Raw genomic sequence first — 18,712 nt, forward strand, 5'->3', positions numbered from 1 at the left:
TTGGTTGTCAATAGCAAGTTTGAGGGAAGGGGGAAACCCATCCCCCACGAGGGGGATGCCGCGGCATCCGCTCCGCCCTACGGTGGAAGGATGTCCGCCGACTTCCGCCGTACGCCGACCGCCCGGGAGCGGCGCAGCGACCTCATCCTCGCGGCCGTGATGTTCGTGGGAGCAATTCTCAGCGCCGCGCTCTCCTCGATCTCGGAGCTGTACGGCGACGAGCAGGCAGAGCTCTGGACGGCCCTCGTCTACGCCGCTGTCGCCACGGTCCCGCTCGCCTTCCGTCGCGTCTGGCCGGGCACCGTCGCGGTCGTCATCGCGCTCGCGTACTTCGCCGCCGTGACGATCCGCGTCCCCGAGATCTACGTCGGCAACATCGCGATGTTCGTCGGCCTCTACACGGTCGGCGCCTGGATGAACGACCGCCGTCGCGCCATGCTCGTGCGCGTCGGCATCATCGTCGGCATGTTCGCCTGGCTTCTCATCACCATGTACCGCGATGCGATCAGTGAGGCCGACAAGGCCGATGTGGTGGCCGGCGCCATGTCGCCGTACGTCGCGTTCATGCTCCTGCAGATCCTGCTGAACCTGCTCTACTTCGGCGGGGCGTACTACTTCGGCGAGCGCTCCTGGATCGCCGCAGCCCAGCGGGCCGTGCTCGAGCAGCGCACCGCCGATCTCGAACGCGAGCGCGAAGTCACTGCGGCGCAGGCCGTCGCCCTCGACCGGGTGCGGATCGCCCGGGAGCTGCACGATGTCGTCGCCCACCACGTCTCGGTGATGGGCGTGCAGGCGGGCGCCGCACGCCTGGTGCTCGATCAGGATCCCGAGCAGTCCCGCCGCATCCTCACCGGCATCGAGGGGTCGGCGCGCGACGCGATCCACGAGCTGCGCCAGCTGCTCGAGACCCTGCGCACGCCCGGCGGCGAGACGGCGGATGCGTCGTCCACCCTCGAGCTCGACGACATCGCCGAGCTCACCGCGGCATCGACCGAAGCAGGTCTACCCACGCAGTACGCGGTGATCGGCGAGAAGGTGCCCGTGCCGTCGCTCATCGCGGTGAACCTCTACCGCATCGCGCAGGAGTCGCTGACGAACGCGCGTCGTCATGCCGGGGTCGGCGCCACGGCCGACGTGCGCGTGCGCTACGAGGACGGGGGCGTCGAGGTCGAGGTCGTGAATACCGGGCGTGCGGTCGCGCAGCTGCGCCCGGGACTCGGACAGCTCGGCATGCGGGAGCGCGCCGCGGCATCGGGAGGCACCCTCGAGGTGACGCCCCGCCCGCTCGGCGGCCTGCGCGTGCGCGCCCGCGTGCCTCTTCCCCTGACGCTGCAGACAGAGGCGAGGAGCCCCCGATGACCGATCAGCCGATCCGCGTGCTCATCGTCGACGATCACGCGATGCTTCGCGCCGGTTTCCGCACGATCCTCGACATCCAGCCCGACATCACCGTCGTCGGCGAGGCGGCGACGGGAGCGGATGCCGTGGCCCAGGCATCCGCGCTCCACCCCGACGTGATCACGATGGACGTGCAGATGCCCGACATGGACGGCATCGAGGCGACCCGACGCATCGTCGCCGATCCCTCCATCGAAGCCGCGATCGCCATCGTCACCACGTTCGACCAGGACGACTACCTCTACCAGGCGCTGGACGCCGGAGCGAGCGGCTTCCTGCTGAAGAACGCGGGAGCCGAAGACCTGATCGCCGCCGTCCGCGCTCTCGCCGCCGGCGACGGGATGCTGGCACCCGAGGTCACCCGCCGGGTGCTGACGCGGTTCGCCGCGGCATCCGCTCCCGCGCCCGCGCCTCGCCCCGTCGTGAACGCGACGGTGCTGGCCGAACCGCTCACCGAACGCGAGGCCGAGGTGCTGACGCTTCTCGCCGATGCACGCAGCAATGCCGAGATCGCGAGCGCCCTCTTCATCGGCGAGGCCACCGTGAAGACGCACGTCTCGCGCATCCTGCAGAAGCTCGGTGCGCGCGACCGGGTGCAGGCGGTCGTGCTGGCGCTCCGGATGGGTCTCGCCTGACCCGCTGCCGCGATACTCTCGGAGCCATGCCCGGCGCTGCTCCCCCGTCCCGCGATTCGAGCCCGTCCCGCGATCCGGGCCTGTCCCGTCCGATCCTGGCGGGGGTGGTGACGGCGCTCGTCGGATTCACCAGCTCGTTCGCGGTGGTGCTGACCGGACTCGATGCGGTCGGAGCGTCCCCGGCGCAGGCGGCGAGCGGCCTGCTCGCCGCCAGCCTCACGATGGGTCTCGCCTGCGTCGTGCTCGCGTGGCGGTACCGGATGCCGATCACGGTCGCCTGGTCGACGCCCGGCGCGGCACTGCTCGCGGCGACCGGTGCGGTCGACGGCGGCTGGCCCGCGGCCGTCGGCGCCTTCCTCGTGACCGCGGCACTGATCCTGCTCACCGCCCTCTGGCCCGCACTCGGCGCCCTGATCGCCCGTATCCCTCCGTCGATCGCCCAGGCCATGCTGGCCGGTGTGCTGCTGCCGCTGTGCCTCGCCCCGATCACCGGCATCGTCGCGAATCCCTGGGGTGTGGTCCCGGTGGTGCTCACCTGGCTGGTGTTCGCACGACTCGCGCCGCGCTGGGCCGTGCCGCTCGCGTTCGTCGCGGCGGCCGTGGTCGTGGCCGTGTCGCTGGTCCGGGAGCAGGCGTCGTTCGATCTCGCGCTCCTGCTTCCGCGCGTCGAGCTCACGGCGCCGACGTTCACGCTCGGGGCGCTGGTCGGTCTGGCGCTGCCCCTGTTCATCGTGACCATGGCCTCGCAGAACGTGCCCGGCATCGCGATCATGCGCAGCTTCGGCTACGAGGTGCCGTGGCGCCCGGCGATGCTCGTGACCGGGCTCGGCACAGCGCTCGGCGCCACCGCCGGCGGGCACGCCATCAACCTCGCCGCGATCAGCGCCGCCCTCGCCGCCTCTCCGGATGCCGACCCCGACCCGAAGCGACGGTGGGTGGCCGGGGTCTCGACCGGCGGGTCGTACCTCGTGCTCGGCGGATGCTCGGCCGCCTTCGCCGCGCTCGTGACGCTCGCGCCCGCCGCCGTGATCCCCGCGGTGGCCGGGCTCGCCCTGTTCGCCGCCTTCGGATCGGCCGTGCAGCAGGCGATCGACGACCCGGGCGAGCGGATCCCCGCCGTCGTGACCTTCCTCGTCGCGGCCTCCGGCATCTCGGTGATCGGCGTGAGCGCCGCGTTCTGGGCGCTCGTCGCGGGACTCATCGTGCGCACGGTGCTCAAGATCCGCCGCGCGGGGGATGCCGCGGGGACCCCTCGTCCCTAGCGTGGAGGCATGCGATGCACTGAGCGAACGGAGGAGACGAAGTGACAGGCAGACTCGAACTCACGGGCATCACCAAGAGCTACGGCTCGCGGCGGGTCCTCGACGATGTGACCTTCACGGTCTCACCGGGGCGGCTGACCGGCTTCGTCGGGGGCAACGGCGCCGGCAAGACCACCACCATGCGGATCGTCCTCGGGCTGCTCTCCTCGGACGGCGGAAGCGTCGCCCTGGACGGCGCACCGCTGACCGCCGCAGAGCGCCGCCGCTTCGGCTACATGCCGGAGGAGCGCGGCCTCTACCCGAAGATGAAGGTGCTCGAGCAGATCGTCTACCTCGCCCGCCTGCACGGCTACGGCAAAGCCGAGTCGACGGCCCGCGCGACCGAGCTGCTCACCGAGCTGGGCCTGGGCGAGCGGCTCAACGACACGATCGAGTCGCTCTCGCTCGGCAACCAGCAGCGCGCGCAGATCGCGGCGTCGCTGGTGCACGACCCCGAGGTCCTGATCCTCGACGAGCCGTTCTCGGGCCTCGATCCCCTCGCGGTCGACGTGGTCGCCGGCGTGCTGCAGTCCAGCGCCGCGAAGGGCGCATCGATCCTCTTCTCCTCGCACCAGCTCGACGTCGTCGAGCGGCTCTGCGACGACCTGGTCATCCTCGCCGGCGGCACGGTCCGCGCCTCCGGCTCGCGCGACGGGCTGCGCGCCGAGCATGCGCGCGACCGCTACGAGCTCGTGTCGACCGGCGACGCGGGATGGCTGCGCACCGAGCCCGGCGTGACCGTCGTCGACTTCGAGGGCGGCTACGCGCTCTTCGACGCCGACGGCCCCGAGACGGCGCAGCGCGTACTGCGCAGCGCGGTGGAGCGCGGCGATGTCGCGAGCTTCGCCCCCCAGCATCCGTCCCTCGCACAGATCTTCAAGGAGGTCATCCAGTGAGCGCCCCGACCCCTTCCAGCGGTCCCACCGTGGCGAACGGCATCTGGCTCGTCGCCGAGCGCGAGATCGGTTCCAAGCTGCGCAGCAAGGCGTTCCTCATCTCCACCGGCATCCTGCTGCTGCTCGCACTCGCCGGCATCGTGATCGGCGGTTTCGCGAGCAAGAACGCCGCGACCGAGGCCATGCCCGTGGCGGTGACCTCCCAGACTTCGGCGGCCGTGTCGGCGCTGCCGAACGTGACCGTCACCGAGGTCTCCGATCAGACCGAGGCCGAGGCGCTCGTGCGCGACGAGAAGGTCGATGCGGCCGTGCTCCCCGGCGACGGCCCCACCGGCTTCACGGTCATCGCACTGAAGGACGCCCCCGGCTCGCTCGTCTCGGGTCTCTCGCAGGCGCCCGATGTGCAGATCCTGGAGCCGGCCACCACGAACCCGCTGCTGCGCTACTTCATCGCCATCGGATTCGGCCTGGTGTTCATGATGGCGGCGGCCACCTTCGGCGGCACGATCGCGCAGAGCGTGGTCGAGGAGAAGCAGACCCGCGTGGTCGAGGTGCTGCTGTCGGCGATCCCGGCGCGCACGCTGCTCGCGGGCAAGGTCATCGGCAACACGGTGCTGGCGATGGGGCAGATCCTCGCGTTGGCCGCGATCGCGACCGTCGGTCTGATCGTCACGGGTCAGCGGGAGGTGCTCTCCACCCTGGGCGCGCCGATCATCTGGTTCGCGGTGTTCTTCCTGTTCGGGTTCATCCTGCTGGCGGCGCTGTTCGCCGCCGCGGCATCCATGGTCTCCCGCCAGGAGGACATCGGCTCGACCACGACTCCGATCACGATGCTCGTGATGGCCCCGTACGTGCTGGTGATCATCTTCAACGACAACCCGCTGGTGCTGACGATCATGTCGTACGTGCCGTTCTCGGCGCCGGTCGGGATGCCGATGCGGCTGTTCGTCGGCGAGGCGCAGTGGTGGGAGCCTCTGCTCAGCCTCGTGGTGCTGCTCGCGAGCTGCGTGGCGGCGATCGCCATCGGCGCGAAGATCTACGAGAACTCGCTTCTGCGGATGGGCTCGCGGGTCAAGCTCGCCGAGGCGCTGCGGGGCTGACGCCCCCGCCGAAACCCCTCCTTCACGCCGAAACCCCCTGCTGCGAACGTACACAGCAGGGGGTTTCGGCGTGAACCGGGGGTCTCGGCGCCGGATCAGGGCCTCAGATCACGCCGTCGGTGAGGGTCGTCGGGTTGCCGAAGCGGTGGTTCGTGATCGACACCGCCTGCTCGTGCAGGAAGGGCAGCATCTCGACGCGGCCGGCGCCGGTGACCGCGTGCGACCACACGGCGACATCGGGGCTCCCGCCCAGCGCTGCGAACAGCGCCGAGGCGTCGCCGCCGACGAGCCGCAGACGCGCCCAGCCCCGGGTCTCCTTGGCGAAGCGCTTGGTCCAGGCGGCATCCTTCTCGTGCCTCACCGGGACTCCGTGGGCACGGAGCGCCTTCTCGACCCGCGAGGGCAGCGCCGGCGCCGACACCGTGAACGGGCTGCCGCTGCGGAGCGCAGCCGCGAGCACGCGGATGCCGTCGACCAGAGGTGCATGCTCCGAGATGCGCACATCGGTCGCGACCGGGCGGTAGCGGAACAGGTTGCGCTCCACCCCGAGCGCGGACTTGTCGGACACGGCGCCGAACTCGTCGACCCAGGCCCGCTCGTCGGACGCCGCGGCCTGATGCAGCCAGGCGATCTCCACCGCATCCAGCTCGGCACCGGCGGCGCCCAGCAGAGCCTCGATCACCGGGAGGACGGCGGCATCCGACGCACTGGCCGGGAGCGGTGCAGGAGCCCACTCGCCCAGACCGAACAGGTAGTTCGGCCCACCCGCCTTTGCGCCGGCACCGACGGCGGAGCGCTTCCAGCCGCCGAACGGCTGACGCTGCACGATCGCTCCGGTGATGCCGCGGTTGACGTACAGGTTGCCCGCCTCGACGCGGTCGAGCCAGGTGGCGACCTCCTCGGAGTCGAGGGAGTGCAGGCCCGCCGTGAGGCCGTAGTCGACGGCGTTCTGCAGGCGCAGGGCCTCGTCGAGATCCTTGGCGTGCATGACGCCGAGCACCGGACCGAAGAACTCGGTCAGGTGGAAGTACGACCCTTCGCGCACACCGGTCTTCACCCCCGGCGTCCACTGCGTGCCGTCGGCGTCGAGCTTGCGCGGCTTCACCAGCCAGCGCTCGCCCTTCTCGAGCTTCGTGAGCGCCGTCAGCAGCTTGCCGTTCGCGGGCTCGATGATCGGCCCCATCTGCGTGGCGGGGTCGTCGGGCAGGCCGACGCGCATCGACGTCACGGCATCCACGAGCTGACGCTCGAACCGCTTCGAGTCGGCGACCGACCCGACGAGGATGACGAGCGATGCGGCGGAGCACTTCTGACCGGCGTGCCCGAACGCGCTGCGCGCGACGTCGGCGGCCGCCAGGTCGAGGTCGGCGGAGGGAGTGACGACGATGGCGTTCTTGCCGCTGGTCTCGGCGAGGAGCGGCAGATCGGAGCGGAACGAGCGGAACAGCTGCGCCGTCTCGTACGCGCCGGTGAGGATCACGCGATCCACGGCGGGGCTCGCGACGAGGCGGGTGCCCAGGTCGCGGGATGCCAGGTCGACGAGGGCGAGCAGGTCGCGCGGCACGCCCGCGGCCCACAGCGCCTCCACCATGACGGCGCCGCAGCGCTGCGTGAGCTTGGCCGGCTTGATGATCACACCGGAGCCGGATGCCAGACCCGCGAGCACGCCGCCGGCGGGGATCGCGACCGGGAAGTTCCACGGCGGCGTGACGACCGTGACCTTCGAGGGCACGAACTCGGCGCCCGAGACGGCCTCGAGGTCGAGCGCCCGCTCGGCGTAGTAGTGCGCGAAGTCGATCGCCTCGCTGATCTCCGGGTCGGCCTCCGCGATCGTCTTGCCCGCCTCGTGGGCCATGATCTCGATCAGCTCGCCACGGCGGGCGGCGAGCTGATCGCCGGCGCGGTGCAGCACGGCGGCGCGCTCGGCGGCCGGCAGCGCAGCCCACCGGTCGGCGGCGGCCGCGGCCGCGGCGAAGACGTCGTCGAGCTCGGCATCCGTCTCGACCTTGCCGATCGCGATGGTGTCGAGACCCAGAGTCGAGCTCACCGAGCGCGCGAGGATGTCGCGGCCCCAGGTGCGGTTCGCGTCGATCGCCGGGTCGGTGTCGGGCTGGTTCGCGAAGCCGGTGGTGCCGGCATCCGCCGCGTTCTCGGTGGCGCGGTTCTGCACCCGGTGGGGTGCCGGAACGGAGCGGTCGGCCTCGAGGCCTGCCAGCGAGCGCTCGAAGCGCTCCCGCTCACGGGTGAGCAGTTCCGGGTTCGAGGCGAGCTCGAACACGGCCGACATGAAGTTCTCCGGGCTCGCGTTCTCCTCGAGACGGCGCACCAGGTACGCGATGGCGACGTCGAACCCCGCCGGGTTCACGACCGGGGTGTAGAGCAGCAGCTGGCCGACGTCCTTGCGGACCGCGGCGGCCTGGCCCGTGGCCATGCCGAGCAGCATCTCGTACTCGACGAGGTGGTCCGCTCCGCCGGTGACTCCGCGGGACTTCGCGAGCAGCCAGGTGTACGCGATGTCGAAGAGGTTGTGGCCGGCGACACCGATGCGTACGGCATCCAGGCGCTCCGGGGTCATCGCCCAGTCCAGCACCCGCTTGTAGTTGGTGTCGGAGTCCTGCTTGGAGCCGTAGGTCGCGAGCGGCCAGCCGTGGATCGCGGCGTCGACCTCTTCCATCGCGAGGTTCGCACCCTTGACGACGCGCACCTTGATCGGCGCTCCGCCCTTCGCGCGCCGAGCCGACGCCCAGTCCTGCAGGTGCTGCATGGCGCCGAGCGCGTCGGGCAGGTAGGCCTGCAGCACGATGCCGGCTTCGAGGTTCTCGAGTCCCGGCTGGTCGAGGATGCTGGTGAACGCCGCGATCGTCAGATCGAGATCGCGGTACTCCTCCATGTCGAGGTTGATGAACTTGGTCTTGCCCTCGACCTCGGAGCGCGCCGCGAGTTCGTACAGCGGGGTGAGCTTGGCGACGACGTCCGCCACGGCCTCGTCGAACGACCACATCGAGAGCTGGCTGACGACGCTCGACACCTTGATCGAGACGTAGTCGACGTCGTTCCGGGCGAGGAAGTCGCGGGTGCCCTGCAGGCGGCGTCCCGCTTCCCGTTCGCCGAGCACGGCCTCGCCGAGGAGATTGAGGTTCAGGCGGTTGCCGGTCTTGCGCAGTTTCGCGATCGCGGGGCCGAGCTTCGAGGGCGTGGCGTCGAGCACGAGGTGCCCGACCATGGCGCGCAGCACGCGGCGGGAGATCGGCACGACGATGCCGGGGAGCTTGGGCGCCCAGAACCCGCCGGTCTTGATGGCGGCGCGGAGGTAGCCGGGCAGCAGGGTCGGGGTCATCTCCGAGATCTCGGCGAGCTTGCGGCCGGCGACGCGCAGGTCCTCGGGGCGCATCACACCGTCGACGAAGCCGACGGTGAAGGCGAGGCCGTTCGGATCCTTCAGCACCTCGGAGAGGCGCTGGGCGGCCGGCTCCACCGGGTACGACTCGCTCTCGGCGAGCCAGCGCTGCACGAGGGCGGCGACGTCTTCGGTGCGCGGCGAGTCGGTGCGCGGGGTGTCGGTGTGCAGGGAGGTGTCGACGTCGACAGACATGGGCGGTGCCTTCCGGAGAGTTCGCACACCCGGGACGTGTGCGGCTGGATCATTGTCCGCCCGCTCGGTAGGCTCCGTCTATCAACCGAATTGCGTGAATTCTGTTCACTCAGACTGAACGAACGGATCCGACGTGCTCGACGTCAATCGCCTGCGTATGCTCGTGGAGCTCTCCCGCCGCGGCACCCTCTCCGCCGTGGCCGACGCCCTGTCGTACAGCAAGGCCTCGGTATCGCAGCAGCTCAGCGCGCTGGAGCGCGACGTCGGCGTCCCCCTGCTCCGCCGCGTCGGCCGGGGCGTGCAGTTCACGCCGCAGGGCAACGTCCTGGTGGCCCAGGCCATCGGCATCCTCGATCAGCTGGAACATGCCGAGGTCGCGGTCGCGGAGTCGCTCACCGAGGTGACCGGAACCGTGCACATCGCCGTCTTCCAGTCCACCGCCCACTCGCTGCTGCCGCGCGCGCTCGACTCGCTGAAGGAGCGGCATCCGGCGCTGCGGGTGCAGGTGACCGAGCGCGATCCCGAGTCGGGACTCGTCGGCGTCTCGAGCCGCGACTTCGATCTGATCCTCGCGGAGCAGTACCCGGGCCGCACCCGCCCGATCCACGCCGACCTCGACCGGGTGGTGCTCGCACACGACGCGATCGCCTTGGCGCGGCGGCCGGGAAGCGCGCAGGAGGCGGATGCCGTCGCCGCCCTGTGGTCGACCCGTGACGAGCCCTGGGTGCTCGAACCCGCCGGCACGGCGTCGCGCGCGTGGGCGGAGCAGCTGTGCCGCACCGCCGGATTCGAGCCGGACGTGCGCTTCGAGATCGCCGACCTCACCGCCCATGTGCGGCTGATCCACGCCGGACTCGCGGTCGGACTGCTGCCCGAACTCGTCTGGGCGGGTGACACCCCCACCGTCGACCTGACGCCCCTCCCCGATGAGCCGCGTCGCGAGATCTTCTCCTCGGCCCGGCGGGTGTCGGCCGATGCGCCGTCGATCCAGGCGGTGCGCCGCGCGCTGACGGACGCCGCGTCGCACAACCTGCCGACGTGACGCGCGAACCGTGACCCCGAGCGGCGGTCAGTGCGCGTGCACGTGCTTCTCGCCGGTCCCCGCGGCCACCGGATCCTCCGCACGCAGCGCTGTCGGCGACGCGAGCGCTCCCGCGGAGTGAGCGATCCGCCCACCGACCATCGTGACCTCGGCGTGCTGGTCGAGCAGCCCGGCGGGGTCGTCCTCGTGCCGGTACAGGTCGTCCGACCACACGACGAGGTCCGCGAGCATGCCGCGCTGCAGTCTCCCCCGATCGCCCTCCGCGTGCCAGGCTCGCGCCCCGTGCACGGTGTACGCCTCCAGTGATCGATCGATGCCGACGCGCTCCTGCGGGGTCCACGCATCGCCGCCGTCGAGCCCGGCCCGTGTCGCGGCCGAGTACACCCCGACCAGCGGATCCATCTCGCCCACCTGCCAGTCGCTCGAGAAGGCGACGGTGGCCCCGCTGTCGAGAAGACTGCGGAACCGCCAGGCCCTGCCCCAGCGCTCCTCGCCGACGTTCTCCATCCAGGTGCCGGCGACGAGATCCGGGGAGCAGTGCCGCGGCTGCATGGCCGCGGTGACCCCGAGCGCCCGGAACCGCGGCAGATCGTCGGGATGCAGGCACTCGACGTGCACGACGCCATGACGACGGTCCTTCGTGCCGTTGCGCCGGGCGGCCTGCTCGATCGCGTCGAGCGCGAGGCGGATGCCGGCATCCCCGGTCGCGTGCGTGTGCGTCGGGAATCCGAGTCGGTCGAGCTCGCTGATCACCTCGACGAGCTCGCGTCCCGGGTAGCTCGGACGGCCGCGCACACCCGGACGGTTCGCGTAGTCGTCGAGCATCAGCGCGGTGTGCGGCTCGATGACGTCGTCGGCGTAGAGCTTCAGAGGCCCCAGGCGCAGCAGTCCGGCGGCATCGGCATCCGCCTCGGCATCCTGCACCGCCTGGAGCAGGCGCAGACGGAAGTCCCCGTCGGCCCCCACCGGGTGGAACAGCGCCGTGATCACCCGGGATGACAGCTCCCCTGCCGCGAGCGCGCGCTGGAACAGGCCGAGCTCGGCGAGGGGCACCTGCGGCTCGACCGCGGTGGTGATGCCGCTCGCGGTCGCCATGCGCATGCTGGAGAGGAGCTTGCGGTAGCGGCGCTCGGGTGAGTACATCGGGATGTCGCGCTGCAGCTCGGCGAGCCCGGCCGTCGTCATCGCGCTCGTGTAGAAGTCGGTGACCCAGCCGGTGGGCTCGCCGCTGCGGTCATCGCGTTCGGGCCGCCCCCAGGCGATGTCGACACCGGCGGCGATGCCGAGGACGCGGAGCGCGGCCCCGTTCACCCAGACCGAGTGCTGGTCGTAGGTGGTGACGAACACGGGGCGATCGGTGAGGCCGTCGAGATCGGCGGCATTCGGGCGTCGCCCGTCCACGATCGAGTACACGGCGTTCTCGGCGCAGATCCAGGTGAGGTCGGGGCGCCGGGCGGCGAAGTCGGCGATGCGCCGCCGCACCTCGGCGAGGGTGGTCGCACCCTCCAGCGACACCGCATCCTCGTCGAACCCGAGGAGGAGGTGGTTGTGGCTGTCGATGATGCCCGGTGTGAGCAGCCGCCCGTCGGCCTCGATCGTGCGGCGGGCCGCGGGGGCATCGGATGCCGGTCCCACATAGGCGATGCGATCGCCGTCGATGCCGACGGCCTCGGCCCAGGGCTGCGTCGGGTCGAAGGTGCGCACGCGTGCGCCCGTGATCAGGGTGTCGACGGTCATGCCGGGTGCTCCTCGGTGGTGTGATCTGAAGGCGTGTCGAGGACCGCGTCCGCCTCGAGCAGGTGGATGGCGCCGGGGTGTGCGCGAAGATACAGCGCGTAGTAGAGGAATCCGGCCGCGACGATGCCGGCGGCGATTCCGAGGCTGAGCCACTGACCCGGGTCGAGGATGCCGATGACGAAGATCGTGGCGATCGCCGCCAGCGCGACGACCGGCGGCGCGGGCCAGAGCGGCATCCGGTACGTGCCCGGCACGGCATCCTGCTGCCGCCGCACGACGAGGGCGGCGAGCGCGATGAACCCGTAGGAGAACGCGAGGGTCGACCCGGTCGCGTTGAGCAGCACGTCGAACGGCACGAAGCATCCGATGAGGGCGATGACGCCCATCGTGATCGTCGCCGCCACCGGCATCCGGGTGCGGGGCGAGACACGGGCGAGCGGCCGCGCGAGCACGCCCGGCAGGGCCTGGTCCCGGGCCGCCGCGAACAGCAGGCGTCCCGCCTGCAGGGCGATCGCGATGATGGCGTTGATGATGGCGAGGGCGATCGCGATGAGGATGATCGTCGACACCGTGTCGCCGCTGCGCGCCGAGAGGAACGACTCGACCGGCAGGTCCGCCCCGAAGAGGTCTTCCAGGGAATCGGCGCCCAGCATGATCGCCGTCAGCGGGATGATCTCGGCGAGCACGGTGATCGCGGCGCTCCACAGCAGCGCCTTGGCGATCGTGCGGCGGGCATCCCTCGTCTCCTCGGCGAAGTAGATGGCCCCGCCGTAGCCGTTGTACGCGAAGATGCCCTGCGTGACGGCGAGCACGAGACCGGCGATCCCGAGCGGGGCGAGGCCGCCGGCGGCATCGAGGGCCTGCGGATCGAACAGGTCGGTGATCGGGCGCTCGATCTGGATCACGCCGAGGACCGAGAGGTAGACGAGGGCCGCCATCTCGATGAAGAGGAACGCTCCGGTGACCCAGGCGTTCGTGCGGATGTTGAAGCAGGCGGTCACGGTGGCGAGCACGATGACGATGACCGCGGTCCACAGCGGGTCGAGCCCGGCGATCGCGACACCGAGGTAGTCGGCCACCCCGAGAGCGAAGATCGCGATGATCAGCGGCAGCGTGAGGAGGCTGATGAAGAACACCGCGGCGCCCGGCGCCGGCCCCAGCACGCGGCTCACGAGGGTGTAGTCGCCGCCGGCGAGCGGATGCCGCGACCCGAGCTCCGCGTAGCAGAACGCGATGAGCAGGCTGATGACGCCGGCGAGGATGAATCCCCAGAAGACGCCGGTTCCGTATCCGGCGAAGGCGGCGCCGCCGAGGATGAAGACGCTCGATGCCGGAGAGATGCCGGAGAGCGTGATGAGCACGTTGCCGCCGACGCCGAGCGAGCGCGAGAGCTGACCGCCGTGGGTGGTCATGGCTGCGGTGTCGAGCGCGGGCGCCGGGGCGCTCGAGGGCGGAATCGGGTGGGACATCGTCGGGACTCTCTTCGTCGTGATCCGAGGCGAGGAATTCTTTGACTCCAACGTCAAAGAATCACCCGAGTGTGACACGGCCCTCGGGTAGTGTCAAGGAATGGCGCGACCACGACGACAGGAAGAGCGGCGCGCGGCACTCATCGAGGCGACGTACGCCGCGGGCAAGGAGCACGGTCTGCGCTCGCTCTCGCTCACCGACGTCGCCGCCACCGCCGGGCTCACCCGCGGCGCCATCCTCTACTACTACGAAGACCTCGACGCCCTTCTGGTCGAAGCCCACGCTGCCGGCATCCAGCGGTTCTGCGACGAACGCGACGCGGCGCTGGCCGCTCTCGCCGACCCGCGCGAGCAGCTCGCCGCGGCGATCGACGCCGGACTCCCCGACGGTCCGGATGACGCGCTGATGAGCCTGCTCTACGAGTTCGACGTGCTCGCCGGCAACTCCGCGCTGCACGACGAACTCGTGCAGAAGCTCTACCTCCGCCAGCTCGCGACGTACCGTGGCGTGATCTCCGCCGGACGCGAGAGCGGCGTCTTCGTTCCGGCACTCGACGACGAGCAGCTCGCCATGACGATGGTCGCTCTCGAAGACGCGTACGGGCTGCACATCGTGGGCGGAAATGCGCTGATGACGGTACCGAAGGCGGCCGCGGCGATGCGCGCCGTGGCGGACAGGCTGGGCTGCCCGTCCACGACCTTCGAGCGCTGAGGAATATACATGCACATGCATCTGTTCTGCTCTCTGTAAGCCGGACGACGGGGTCCGATCGACTCCCTCCGAAAGGCATCACCGTGAGCATCTCTGTCATCGATCGCACCGCACCGACCGAGCACCCCGTCCTCGACGTGCTCGCCGCACGCTGGAGCCCCCGCGCCTACGACGCGCAGAACGCGATCGACGAGGCCAAGCTCGCCACCGCCCTCGAGGCCGCCCGCTGGAGCCCCTCCGCCAACAACAGCCAGCCGTGGCGCTTCATCGTCGCCCGCCGCGGCACCGCGCTGCACGCGCAGGTCGTGAACGCCCTGATGGGCTTCAATCAGGCCTGGGCGGGCAACGCCGCCGTCCTGGTCGTCGCCATCGCCGAGACGGCCACCGCCGACGGCACCCCGATCACCCACGCCGTCTACGACCTCGGCCAGGCGGTCGCGCACTTCTCGGTGCAGGCGCACCACGACGGACTCGTCGTGCACCAGATGAGCGGCTTCGACCCCGAGGCCGTGCGCGAGTTCGCCGACCTCGAGCCCCGCTTCGTGCCGATGACGGTCATCGCCGTCGGCGAGTTCGGCGACGTCGAGAGCCTCCCCGACGTGCTGCAGCAGCGCGAGGTCGCTCCGCGCGTGCGCCGCCCGATCGACGAGACGGTCATCCTCAGCGCCTGAGCGCTCTCCTCACGACGTCCCCGCGGAGTCACAACTTCCCCGCCCTCGCCGCGGCGTCCGCGCCGCCGGCCGGTCAGACGGTCAGCGCGCGCCGACGGACGGCCTCGAGGAGCTCGAGATCGATCTCCACGTGATGCTGCGCGATGCGACCGGCGTCATCCGTCCGGCCGTCGGCGATCGCGTCGACCAGTTCTGCGTGCTCCCGCGCTGCGCGCTCCTCCATCGCCGGACGACTCTCGGCGTCCCCCCAGAGGTGGGCCGGAGCGATGATCGTGAAGCGGCGCTCATGCTCTCGCACGATGGATGACAGGGTGTCGTTGTGCGCAGCGGCGATGATGGCGAGATGCAGCAGGCTGTCGGCGTGCTGGCGGGCCGCGCCGGTCTGCGCCTGATGGAACCCCTCGAGGTGCGACCGCAGCAGCGCGATGTCCTCCGGCGTGCGATTGGCAGCCGCCAGGCGGGCGACGGCGCCGTGCAGGTGCGTCGCGGCGATCGCCGCGTCGACGAGCTGCGGCCACTGCTCCTCGAGCCATCGGGCGACCGCGGCGACTTCTGAGGTCGGCCACTCCTCGCGCACGAACGAGCCGCCGGCCCGCCCCCGCTGCTTCTCGAGGATCCCCCGGCTGACCAGCCGTTCCAGGGCGGCGCGCGTCGTCGTGCGCCCGACGCCCAGCGAGCGGGCGAGGTCGCGCTCGGCCGGCAGACGGGTCCCGGGAAGGAACTCCCCGATCGCCACGGCGGTGATCAACCGGTCGGTGATGCGATCGATCAATGTCTCGTCGGACGCGTTCTCGTCGTTCTCCGTCATGACCCTCCCCGTGTTACATCAACGTTAACTTGTCGACTAATGGTTTACTCGCGGACCATTTATCGCCAACATGTCTTCATGCACGTTCACGAGTCCACCGTTCCGTTCCGCGACGGCTTCACCTGGTTCCGCGTCACGACGCCCGACGAGAGCCGCGACCTCGCTCCCGTCTTCGTACTCCACGGCGGCCCGGGCATGGCGCACGATTACGTGCAGAACATCGCGCACCTCGCCGATCTCACGGGGCGAACGGTCATCCACTACGACCAGATCGGCTGCGGCCGAAGCTCCCACCACCCCGACGCCCCCGTCGACCGTTGGACGCCCGCGTTCTTCGACGAGGAGTTCCACTCCCTGCGCGCGCACCTCGGCATCGAGGAGTACCACGTGCTCGGTCAGTCCTGGGGCGGCATGCTCGGCGCCGAGATCGCCGTCCGGCAGCCCGAGGGCCTGCGCGGGCTGATGATCTGCAACTCCCCCGCCTCGATGCCGCTCTGGGTGAGCGAGGCCGGGCGACTGCGCGACGCGCTCCCGGATGCCGCGCGCGACGCCCTCGCGGAGCACGAAGCCGCCGGAACGCTGGATCACCCCGATTACGTCGCCGCCACACAGCTCTTCTACGAGCGCCACGTGTGCCGCGTCGTGCCGATGCCGCAGGATTTCATCGACAGCGAGCAGCAGATGCTCGCCGACCCGACGGTCTATCACACGATGAACGGGCCCAACGAGTTCCACGTGATCGGCACGCTCCGCGACTGGTCGGTCATCGACCGACTCCCGCTGATCGAGGTCCCGACGCTCGTCGTCGCCGGCGAGCACGACGAGGCGACGCCCGCGACCTGGCAGCCGTTCCTCGAACGCATCCCCGGCGCGAGCGGGCACGTCTTCCCCGGGGCGAGCCACTGCGTGCACCTGGAACAGCCCGACGAGTTCCTCGACGTGATCGCCGTCTTCCTCGCCCACCGCCCGTGAACCCTCTCGACACCCGACACACCTCTGGAGCATCATGACCACCACCGCCGCCTCCGACGGCCAGCCGCGGCTGGAATCCTTCGGCTACAAGCAGGAGCTCAAGCGCTCCGTCTCGACCTTCGACCTCGTCGTGTACGGCCTGGTCTTCATGGTGCCCATCGCACCATGGGCGATCTTCGGGGTGGTGTTCAACGAGTCGAAGGGCATGGTCCCGCTCGTCTACCTCGTGGGCCTCGTCGCGATGATCTTCACCGCGCTCGGATACGCGCAGATGGCGAAGTCCTTCCCCCTCGCCGGATCCGTGTTCTCGTACGTCGGTCGCGGCACCCATCCGATCGCCGGCTTCTTCGCCGGCTGGGCGATCCTCCTGGACTATCTGCTCGTCCCCACCCTGCTGTACGTCTTCGCCGCCTCCTCGATGCGCGGGATCTTCCCCGACAGCCCGGAATGGCTGTGGGCGATCCTGTGTGTGGCGATCAACACCATCATCAACGTGCTCGGCATCGGCTCGATCAAGGTCGCGAACCGCGTCTTCCTCGCCATCGAGCTCGTCTTCGTCGCGATCTTCGTGATCATCGCCGTCTCCGCCCTCACCGGGCAGACGATCGAGGGCTCCTCATTCTCGCTCGCGCAGCTCTGGGATCCGGCGAAGGTCGACCCGGCCCTGATCGCCGCCGCACTCTCGATCGCCGTGTTGAGCTTCCTCGGCTTCGACGGCATCTCGACGCTGTCGGAGGAGACCACGGGCGGGAAGAACCCGGCAGGCCGGGCGATGATCATCGCGCTGTTCATCGTGGCGACGCTCTTCATCCTGCAGACCTGGCTCGCGAGCGCTCTCGCCGCCGGCACCGTGTCGTTCTCGGACGACGAGGTCAACAACGCGTTCTTCTCGATCGTCGCGCAGGCGGCCGGCAGCGGCTGGGCCACCGCCTTCCTCGCGGTCAACGTCGTCGCGGTGGGTATCGCGAACGCGATCGCCGCGCAGGCGGCGACCTCGCGCCTGCTGTACTCGATGAGCCGCGACCGGCAGCTGCCGGCCTTCTTCTCGAAGATCAACGCGCGTCAGGTTCCGGTGTACGCGATTCTGGTGGTCAGCGCCCTGAGCGTCGTGCTCGTGCTGTTCTTCGTCGGACAGATCGGAGTGATCTCCTCCCTCGTCAACTTCGGCGCACTGTTCGGATTCCTCCTGCTGCACGTCGCGGTCTTCTGGCACTACATCGTCCGCAAGCGCTCGACGAACTGGCTGCTGCACCTCGTCGTGCCGCTGTGCGGGTTCCTCATCATCGGCTACGTTCTGTTCAACGCCTCGGCGGAGGCGAAGATCGGCGGCGTGATCTGGCTCGCCGTCGGGGTCATCGTGTTCGTCATCTTCCGCATCCGCAACGGCGCCAACCCCGAGATCCTGTCCGAGCACGCCGCCACGAGCGAGGGGGACACAGAATGAACGGGATCGATCACTTCCTCGGCAAGGAGCTCGGTCGCCCGGGATTCCGTGCGGATGCCGAACCGGTCCTGCGCATCCGCCCCGGCACGGGCGAGCGCATCGGCTTCGAGACCGATGACGCGGTCTACCGCGAACTGCACGACCACGGCGACCTGGCGGCGCTCTCGGCGCCGATCAACCCGGTCACGGGCCCCGTCTGGATCGAGGGGGCCCAGCCGGGCCACACGCTCGCGGTCACGATCCACGAGATCCGCCTGAAGGACTGCGGGTGGTCGCAGAGCCTCCCCGGCATCGGCGCCCTGCGTCATCGGATGGGCGACACGGTCGCGTCGCGGCGCATCCCGATCGACGAGGACGGCGTGCATCTCACCGACCGGCACGTCGTCGCGCCGCGGCCCATGATCGGCTGCATCGGCACGGCCCCGGCATCCGGCGTGAACTCGACCGTCATGCCCACCACCGCGCTCGGCGGCAACATGGACGTCACCGAGGCGCGTCCGGGATCGATCGTGTACCTCCCGGTCGAGGTCGAAGGGGCGCTGCTCTCGATCGGCGACATCCACGCCATCATGAGCGAGGGCGAATCCTCGTTCGTCGCGATCGAGGCGGAGGGCGTCGCGATCGTGAGCGTCGACCTCGTGCCCGACCTCTCGCTGCACGCGCCCCGCATCGAGACGCCCGACGAGTGGGTGTTCGTCGGGCTCGGCGACCCGGTGCAGGAGAGCATCACGCGCGGCTACGAAGACGCGTTCGACTTCCTCGTGACCACGCACGGGTGGACCTCCATGGACGCGTTCGCGGTGATGAGCGCTCTCGTGGACTCGAAGCTGGGCGGGCCGACCGGATCGAGCGAGCCCGACCCGCTGCATCCGTTCGCCGCGATCGGCGCGGTGACGCTGCATCGACTCCCGAAGTCGGTGCTGTAGCCCGACACC

At 70.3% G+C, this 18,712-nt stretch carries 15 protein-coding genes; 11 read left to right on the forward strand and 4 right to left on the reverse strand.

Annotation, left to right across the window (positions count from 1 at the left end):
• The first annotated feature begins 90 nt into the window (after positions 1–90).
• From DW306_RS20680 to DW306_RS20700, 5 genes are read left to right on the forward strand one after another with little or no spacing between them, the layout of a single operon-like run.
• Positions 91–1,359, forward strand: a complete 1,269-nt coding sequence (locus DW306_RS20680; RefSeq protein ID WP_136057462.1) for a sensor histidine kinase — start codon at positions 91–93, stop codon at positions 1,357–1,359.
• On the forward strand, positions 1,356–2,033 hold the full coding sequence (locus tag DW306_RS20685) for a response regulator transcription factor (RefSeq protein ID WP_136057463.1): 678 nt from the start codon (positions 1,356–1,358) through the stop codon (positions 2,031–2,033). Before DW306_RS20680 ends, DW306_RS20685 begins: the two co-directional genes overlap by 4 nt.
• Positions 2,034–2,059: 26 nt before the next feature.
• A complete protein-coding gene (locus tag DW306_RS20690) occupies positions 2,060–3,295 on the forward strand; it encodes a benzoate/H(+) symporter BenE family transporter (RefSeq protein WP_136057464.1) in 1,236 nt (411 codons plus the stop codon).
• Between the two features lie 41 nt (positions 3,296–3,336).
• Positions 3,337–4,230 carry an ATP-binding cassette domain-containing protein gene (locus DW306_RS20695; protein WP_136057465.1) on the forward strand — a complete coding sequence of 298 codons (894 nt, stop codon included), beginning with the start codon at positions 3,337–3,339 and terminating at the stop codon, positions 4,228–4,230.
• On the forward strand, positions 4,227–5,330 hold the full coding sequence (locus DW306_RS20700; protein ID WP_136057466.1) for an ABC transporter permease: 1,104 nt from the start codon (positions 4,227–4,229) through the stop codon (positions 5,328–5,330). The genes DW306_RS20695 and DW306_RS20700 overlap by 4 nt, the downstream gene beginning before the upstream one ends.
• A 103-nt stretch (positions 5,331–5,433) precedes the next feature.
• On the opposite strand, the gene DW306_RS20705 is transcribed toward DW306_RS20700, so the two are convergent.
• Positions 5,434–8,922 carry a bifunctional proline dehydrogenase/L-glutamate gamma-semialdehyde dehydrogenase gene (locus DW306_RS20705; RefSeq protein ID WP_136057467.1) on the reverse strand — a complete coding sequence of 1,163 codons (3,489 nt, stop codon included), beginning with the start codon at positions 8,920–8,922 and terminating at the stop codon, positions 5,434–5,436.
• 133 nt (positions 8,923–9,055) lie between these two features.
• Between DW306_RS20705 and DW306_RS20710 the strand changes: the two genes are divergently transcribed.
• Positions 9,056–9,964, forward strand: a complete 909-nt coding sequence (locus DW306_RS20710) for a LysR substrate-binding domain-containing protein (protein WP_136057468.1) — start codon at positions 9,056–9,058, stop codon at positions 9,962–9,964.
• 27 nt (positions 9,965–9,991) lie between these two features.
• On the opposite strand, the gene DW306_RS20715 is transcribed toward DW306_RS20710, so the two are convergent.
• Together DW306_RS20715 and DW306_RS20720 are read right to left on the reverse strand one after the other, a co-directional pair.
• Entirely contained in the window at positions 9,992–11,701 is a 1,710-nt protein-coding gene (locus tag DW306_RS20715) for an amidohydrolase (protein ID WP_136057469.1), read from the reverse strand.
• Positions 11,698–13,170 (reverse strand): APC family permease, encoded by a 1,473-nt coding sequence (locus DW306_RS20720; protein WP_136057470.1) that lies wholly within the window; start codon positions 13,168–13,170, stop codon positions 11,698–11,700. The genes DW306_RS20715 and DW306_RS20720 overlap by 4 nt, the downstream gene beginning before the upstream one ends.
• Before the next feature lie 100 nt (positions 13,171–13,270).
• On the opposite strand from DW306_RS20720, the gene DW306_RS20725 reads away from it, so the two are divergent.
• Both DW306_RS20725 and DW306_RS20730 read left to right on the forward strand, forming a co-directional pair.
• Complete coding sequence (locus DW306_RS20725) at positions 13,271–13,882, forward strand: TetR family transcriptional regulator (RefSeq protein ID WP_136057471.1); 612 nt, start codon at positions 13,271–13,273, stop codon at positions 13,880–13,882.
• An 83-nt stretch (positions 13,883–13,965) separates the two neighbouring features.
• Entirely contained in the window at positions 13,966–14,553 is a 588-nt protein-coding gene (locus tag DW306_RS20730; protein ID WP_136057472.1) for a nitroreductase family protein, read from the forward strand.
• Between the two features lie 73 nt (positions 14,554–14,626).
• Here DW306_RS20730 and DW306_RS20735 read toward each other — a convergent pair whose 3' ends face one another.
• Complete coding sequence (locus DW306_RS20735) at positions 14,627–15,361, reverse strand: FCD domain-containing protein (protein ID WP_136057473.1); 735 nt, start codon at positions 15,359–15,361, stop codon at positions 14,627–14,629.
• 78 nt (positions 15,362–15,439) lie between these two features.
• Here DW306_RS20735 and DW306_RS20740 point away from each other — a divergent pair, with 78 nt between their 5' ends.
• Genes DW306_RS20740 through DW306_RS20750 form a run of 3 tightly spaced genes read left to right on the forward strand, consistent with a single transcriptional unit; the run spans position 15,440 to position 18,703 of the window.
• Positions 15,440–16,333, forward strand: coding sequence for a proline iminopeptidase-family hydrolase (locus tag DW306_RS20740; protein WP_136057474.1), 894 nt, complete (start codon positions 15,440–15,442; stop codon positions 16,331–16,333).
• A gap of 34 nt (positions 16,334–16,367) precedes the next feature.
• Positions 16,368–17,777 carry an APC family permease gene (locus tag DW306_RS20745; RefSeq protein ID WP_136057475.1) on the forward strand — a complete coding sequence of 470 codons (1,410 nt, stop codon included), beginning with the start codon at positions 16,368–16,370 and terminating at the stop codon, positions 17,775–17,777.
• Positions 17,774–18,703: an acetamidase/formamidase family protein gene (locus DW306_RS20750; protein ID WP_136057476.1), complete on the forward strand. Its 930-nt coding sequence runs from the start codon at positions 17,774–17,776 to the stop codon at positions 18,701–18,703. Before DW306_RS20745 ends, DW306_RS20750 begins: the two co-directional genes overlap by 4 nt.
• Positions 18,704–18,712 lie beyond the last annotated feature (9 nt).

Origin of the sequence: Microbacterium sp. K24 (assembly GCF_004794465.1) — a bacterium.
Lineage (GTDB): Bacteria > Actinomycetota > Actinomycetes > Actinomycetales > Microbacteriaceae > Microbacterium.

What these genes read in the sequence shown, in the direction of transcription:
- DW306_RS20685 (WP_136057463.1), top strand. Translation starts at nt 1,356, where the DNA reads ATGACCGATCAGCCGATCCGCGTGCTCATCGTCGACGATCACGCGATG.
- DW306_RS20745 (WP_136057475.1), top strand. Translation starts at nt 16,368, where the DNA reads ATGACCACCACCGCCGCCTCCGACGGCCAGCCGCGGCTGGAATCCTTC.
- DW306_RS20750 (WP_136057476.1), top strand. Translation starts at nt 17,774, where the DNA reads ATGAACGGGATCGATCACTTCCTCGGCAAGGAGCTCGGTCGCCCGGGA.
- DW306_RS20690 (WP_136057464.1), top strand. Translation starts at nt 2,060, where the DNA reads ATGCCCGGCGCTGCTCCCCCGTCCCGCGATTCGAGCCCGTCCCGCGAT.
- DW306_RS20715 (WP_136057469.1), bottom strand. Translation starts at nt 11,701, where the DNA reads ATGACCGTCGACACCCTGATCACGGGCGCACGCGTGCGCACCTTCGAC.
- DW306_RS20720 (WP_136057470.1), bottom strand. Translation starts at nt 13,170, where the DNA reads ATGTCCCACCCGATTCCGCCCTCGAGCGCCCCGGCGCCCGCGCTCGAC.
- DW306_RS20705 (WP_136057467.1), bottom strand. Translation starts at nt 8,922, where the DNA reads ATGTCTGTCGACGTCGACACCTCCCTGCACACCGACACCCCGCGCACC.
- DW306_RS20740 (WP_136057474.1), top strand. Translation starts at nt 15,440, where the DNA reads ATGCACGTTCACGAGTCCACCGTTCCGTTCCGCGACGGCTTCACCTGG.
- DW306_RS20735 (WP_136057473.1), bottom strand. Translation starts at nt 15,361, where the DNA reads ATGACGGAGAACGACGAGAACGCGTCCGACGAGACATTGATCGATCGC.
- DW306_RS20725 (WP_136057471.1), top strand. Translation starts at nt 13,271, where the DNA reads ATGGCGCGACCACGACGACAGGAAGAGCGGCGCGCGGCACTCATCGAG.
- DW306_RS20680 (WP_136057462.1), top strand. Translation starts at nt 91, where the DNA reads ATGTCCGCCGACTTCCGCCGTACGCCGACCGCCCGGGAGCGGCGCAGC.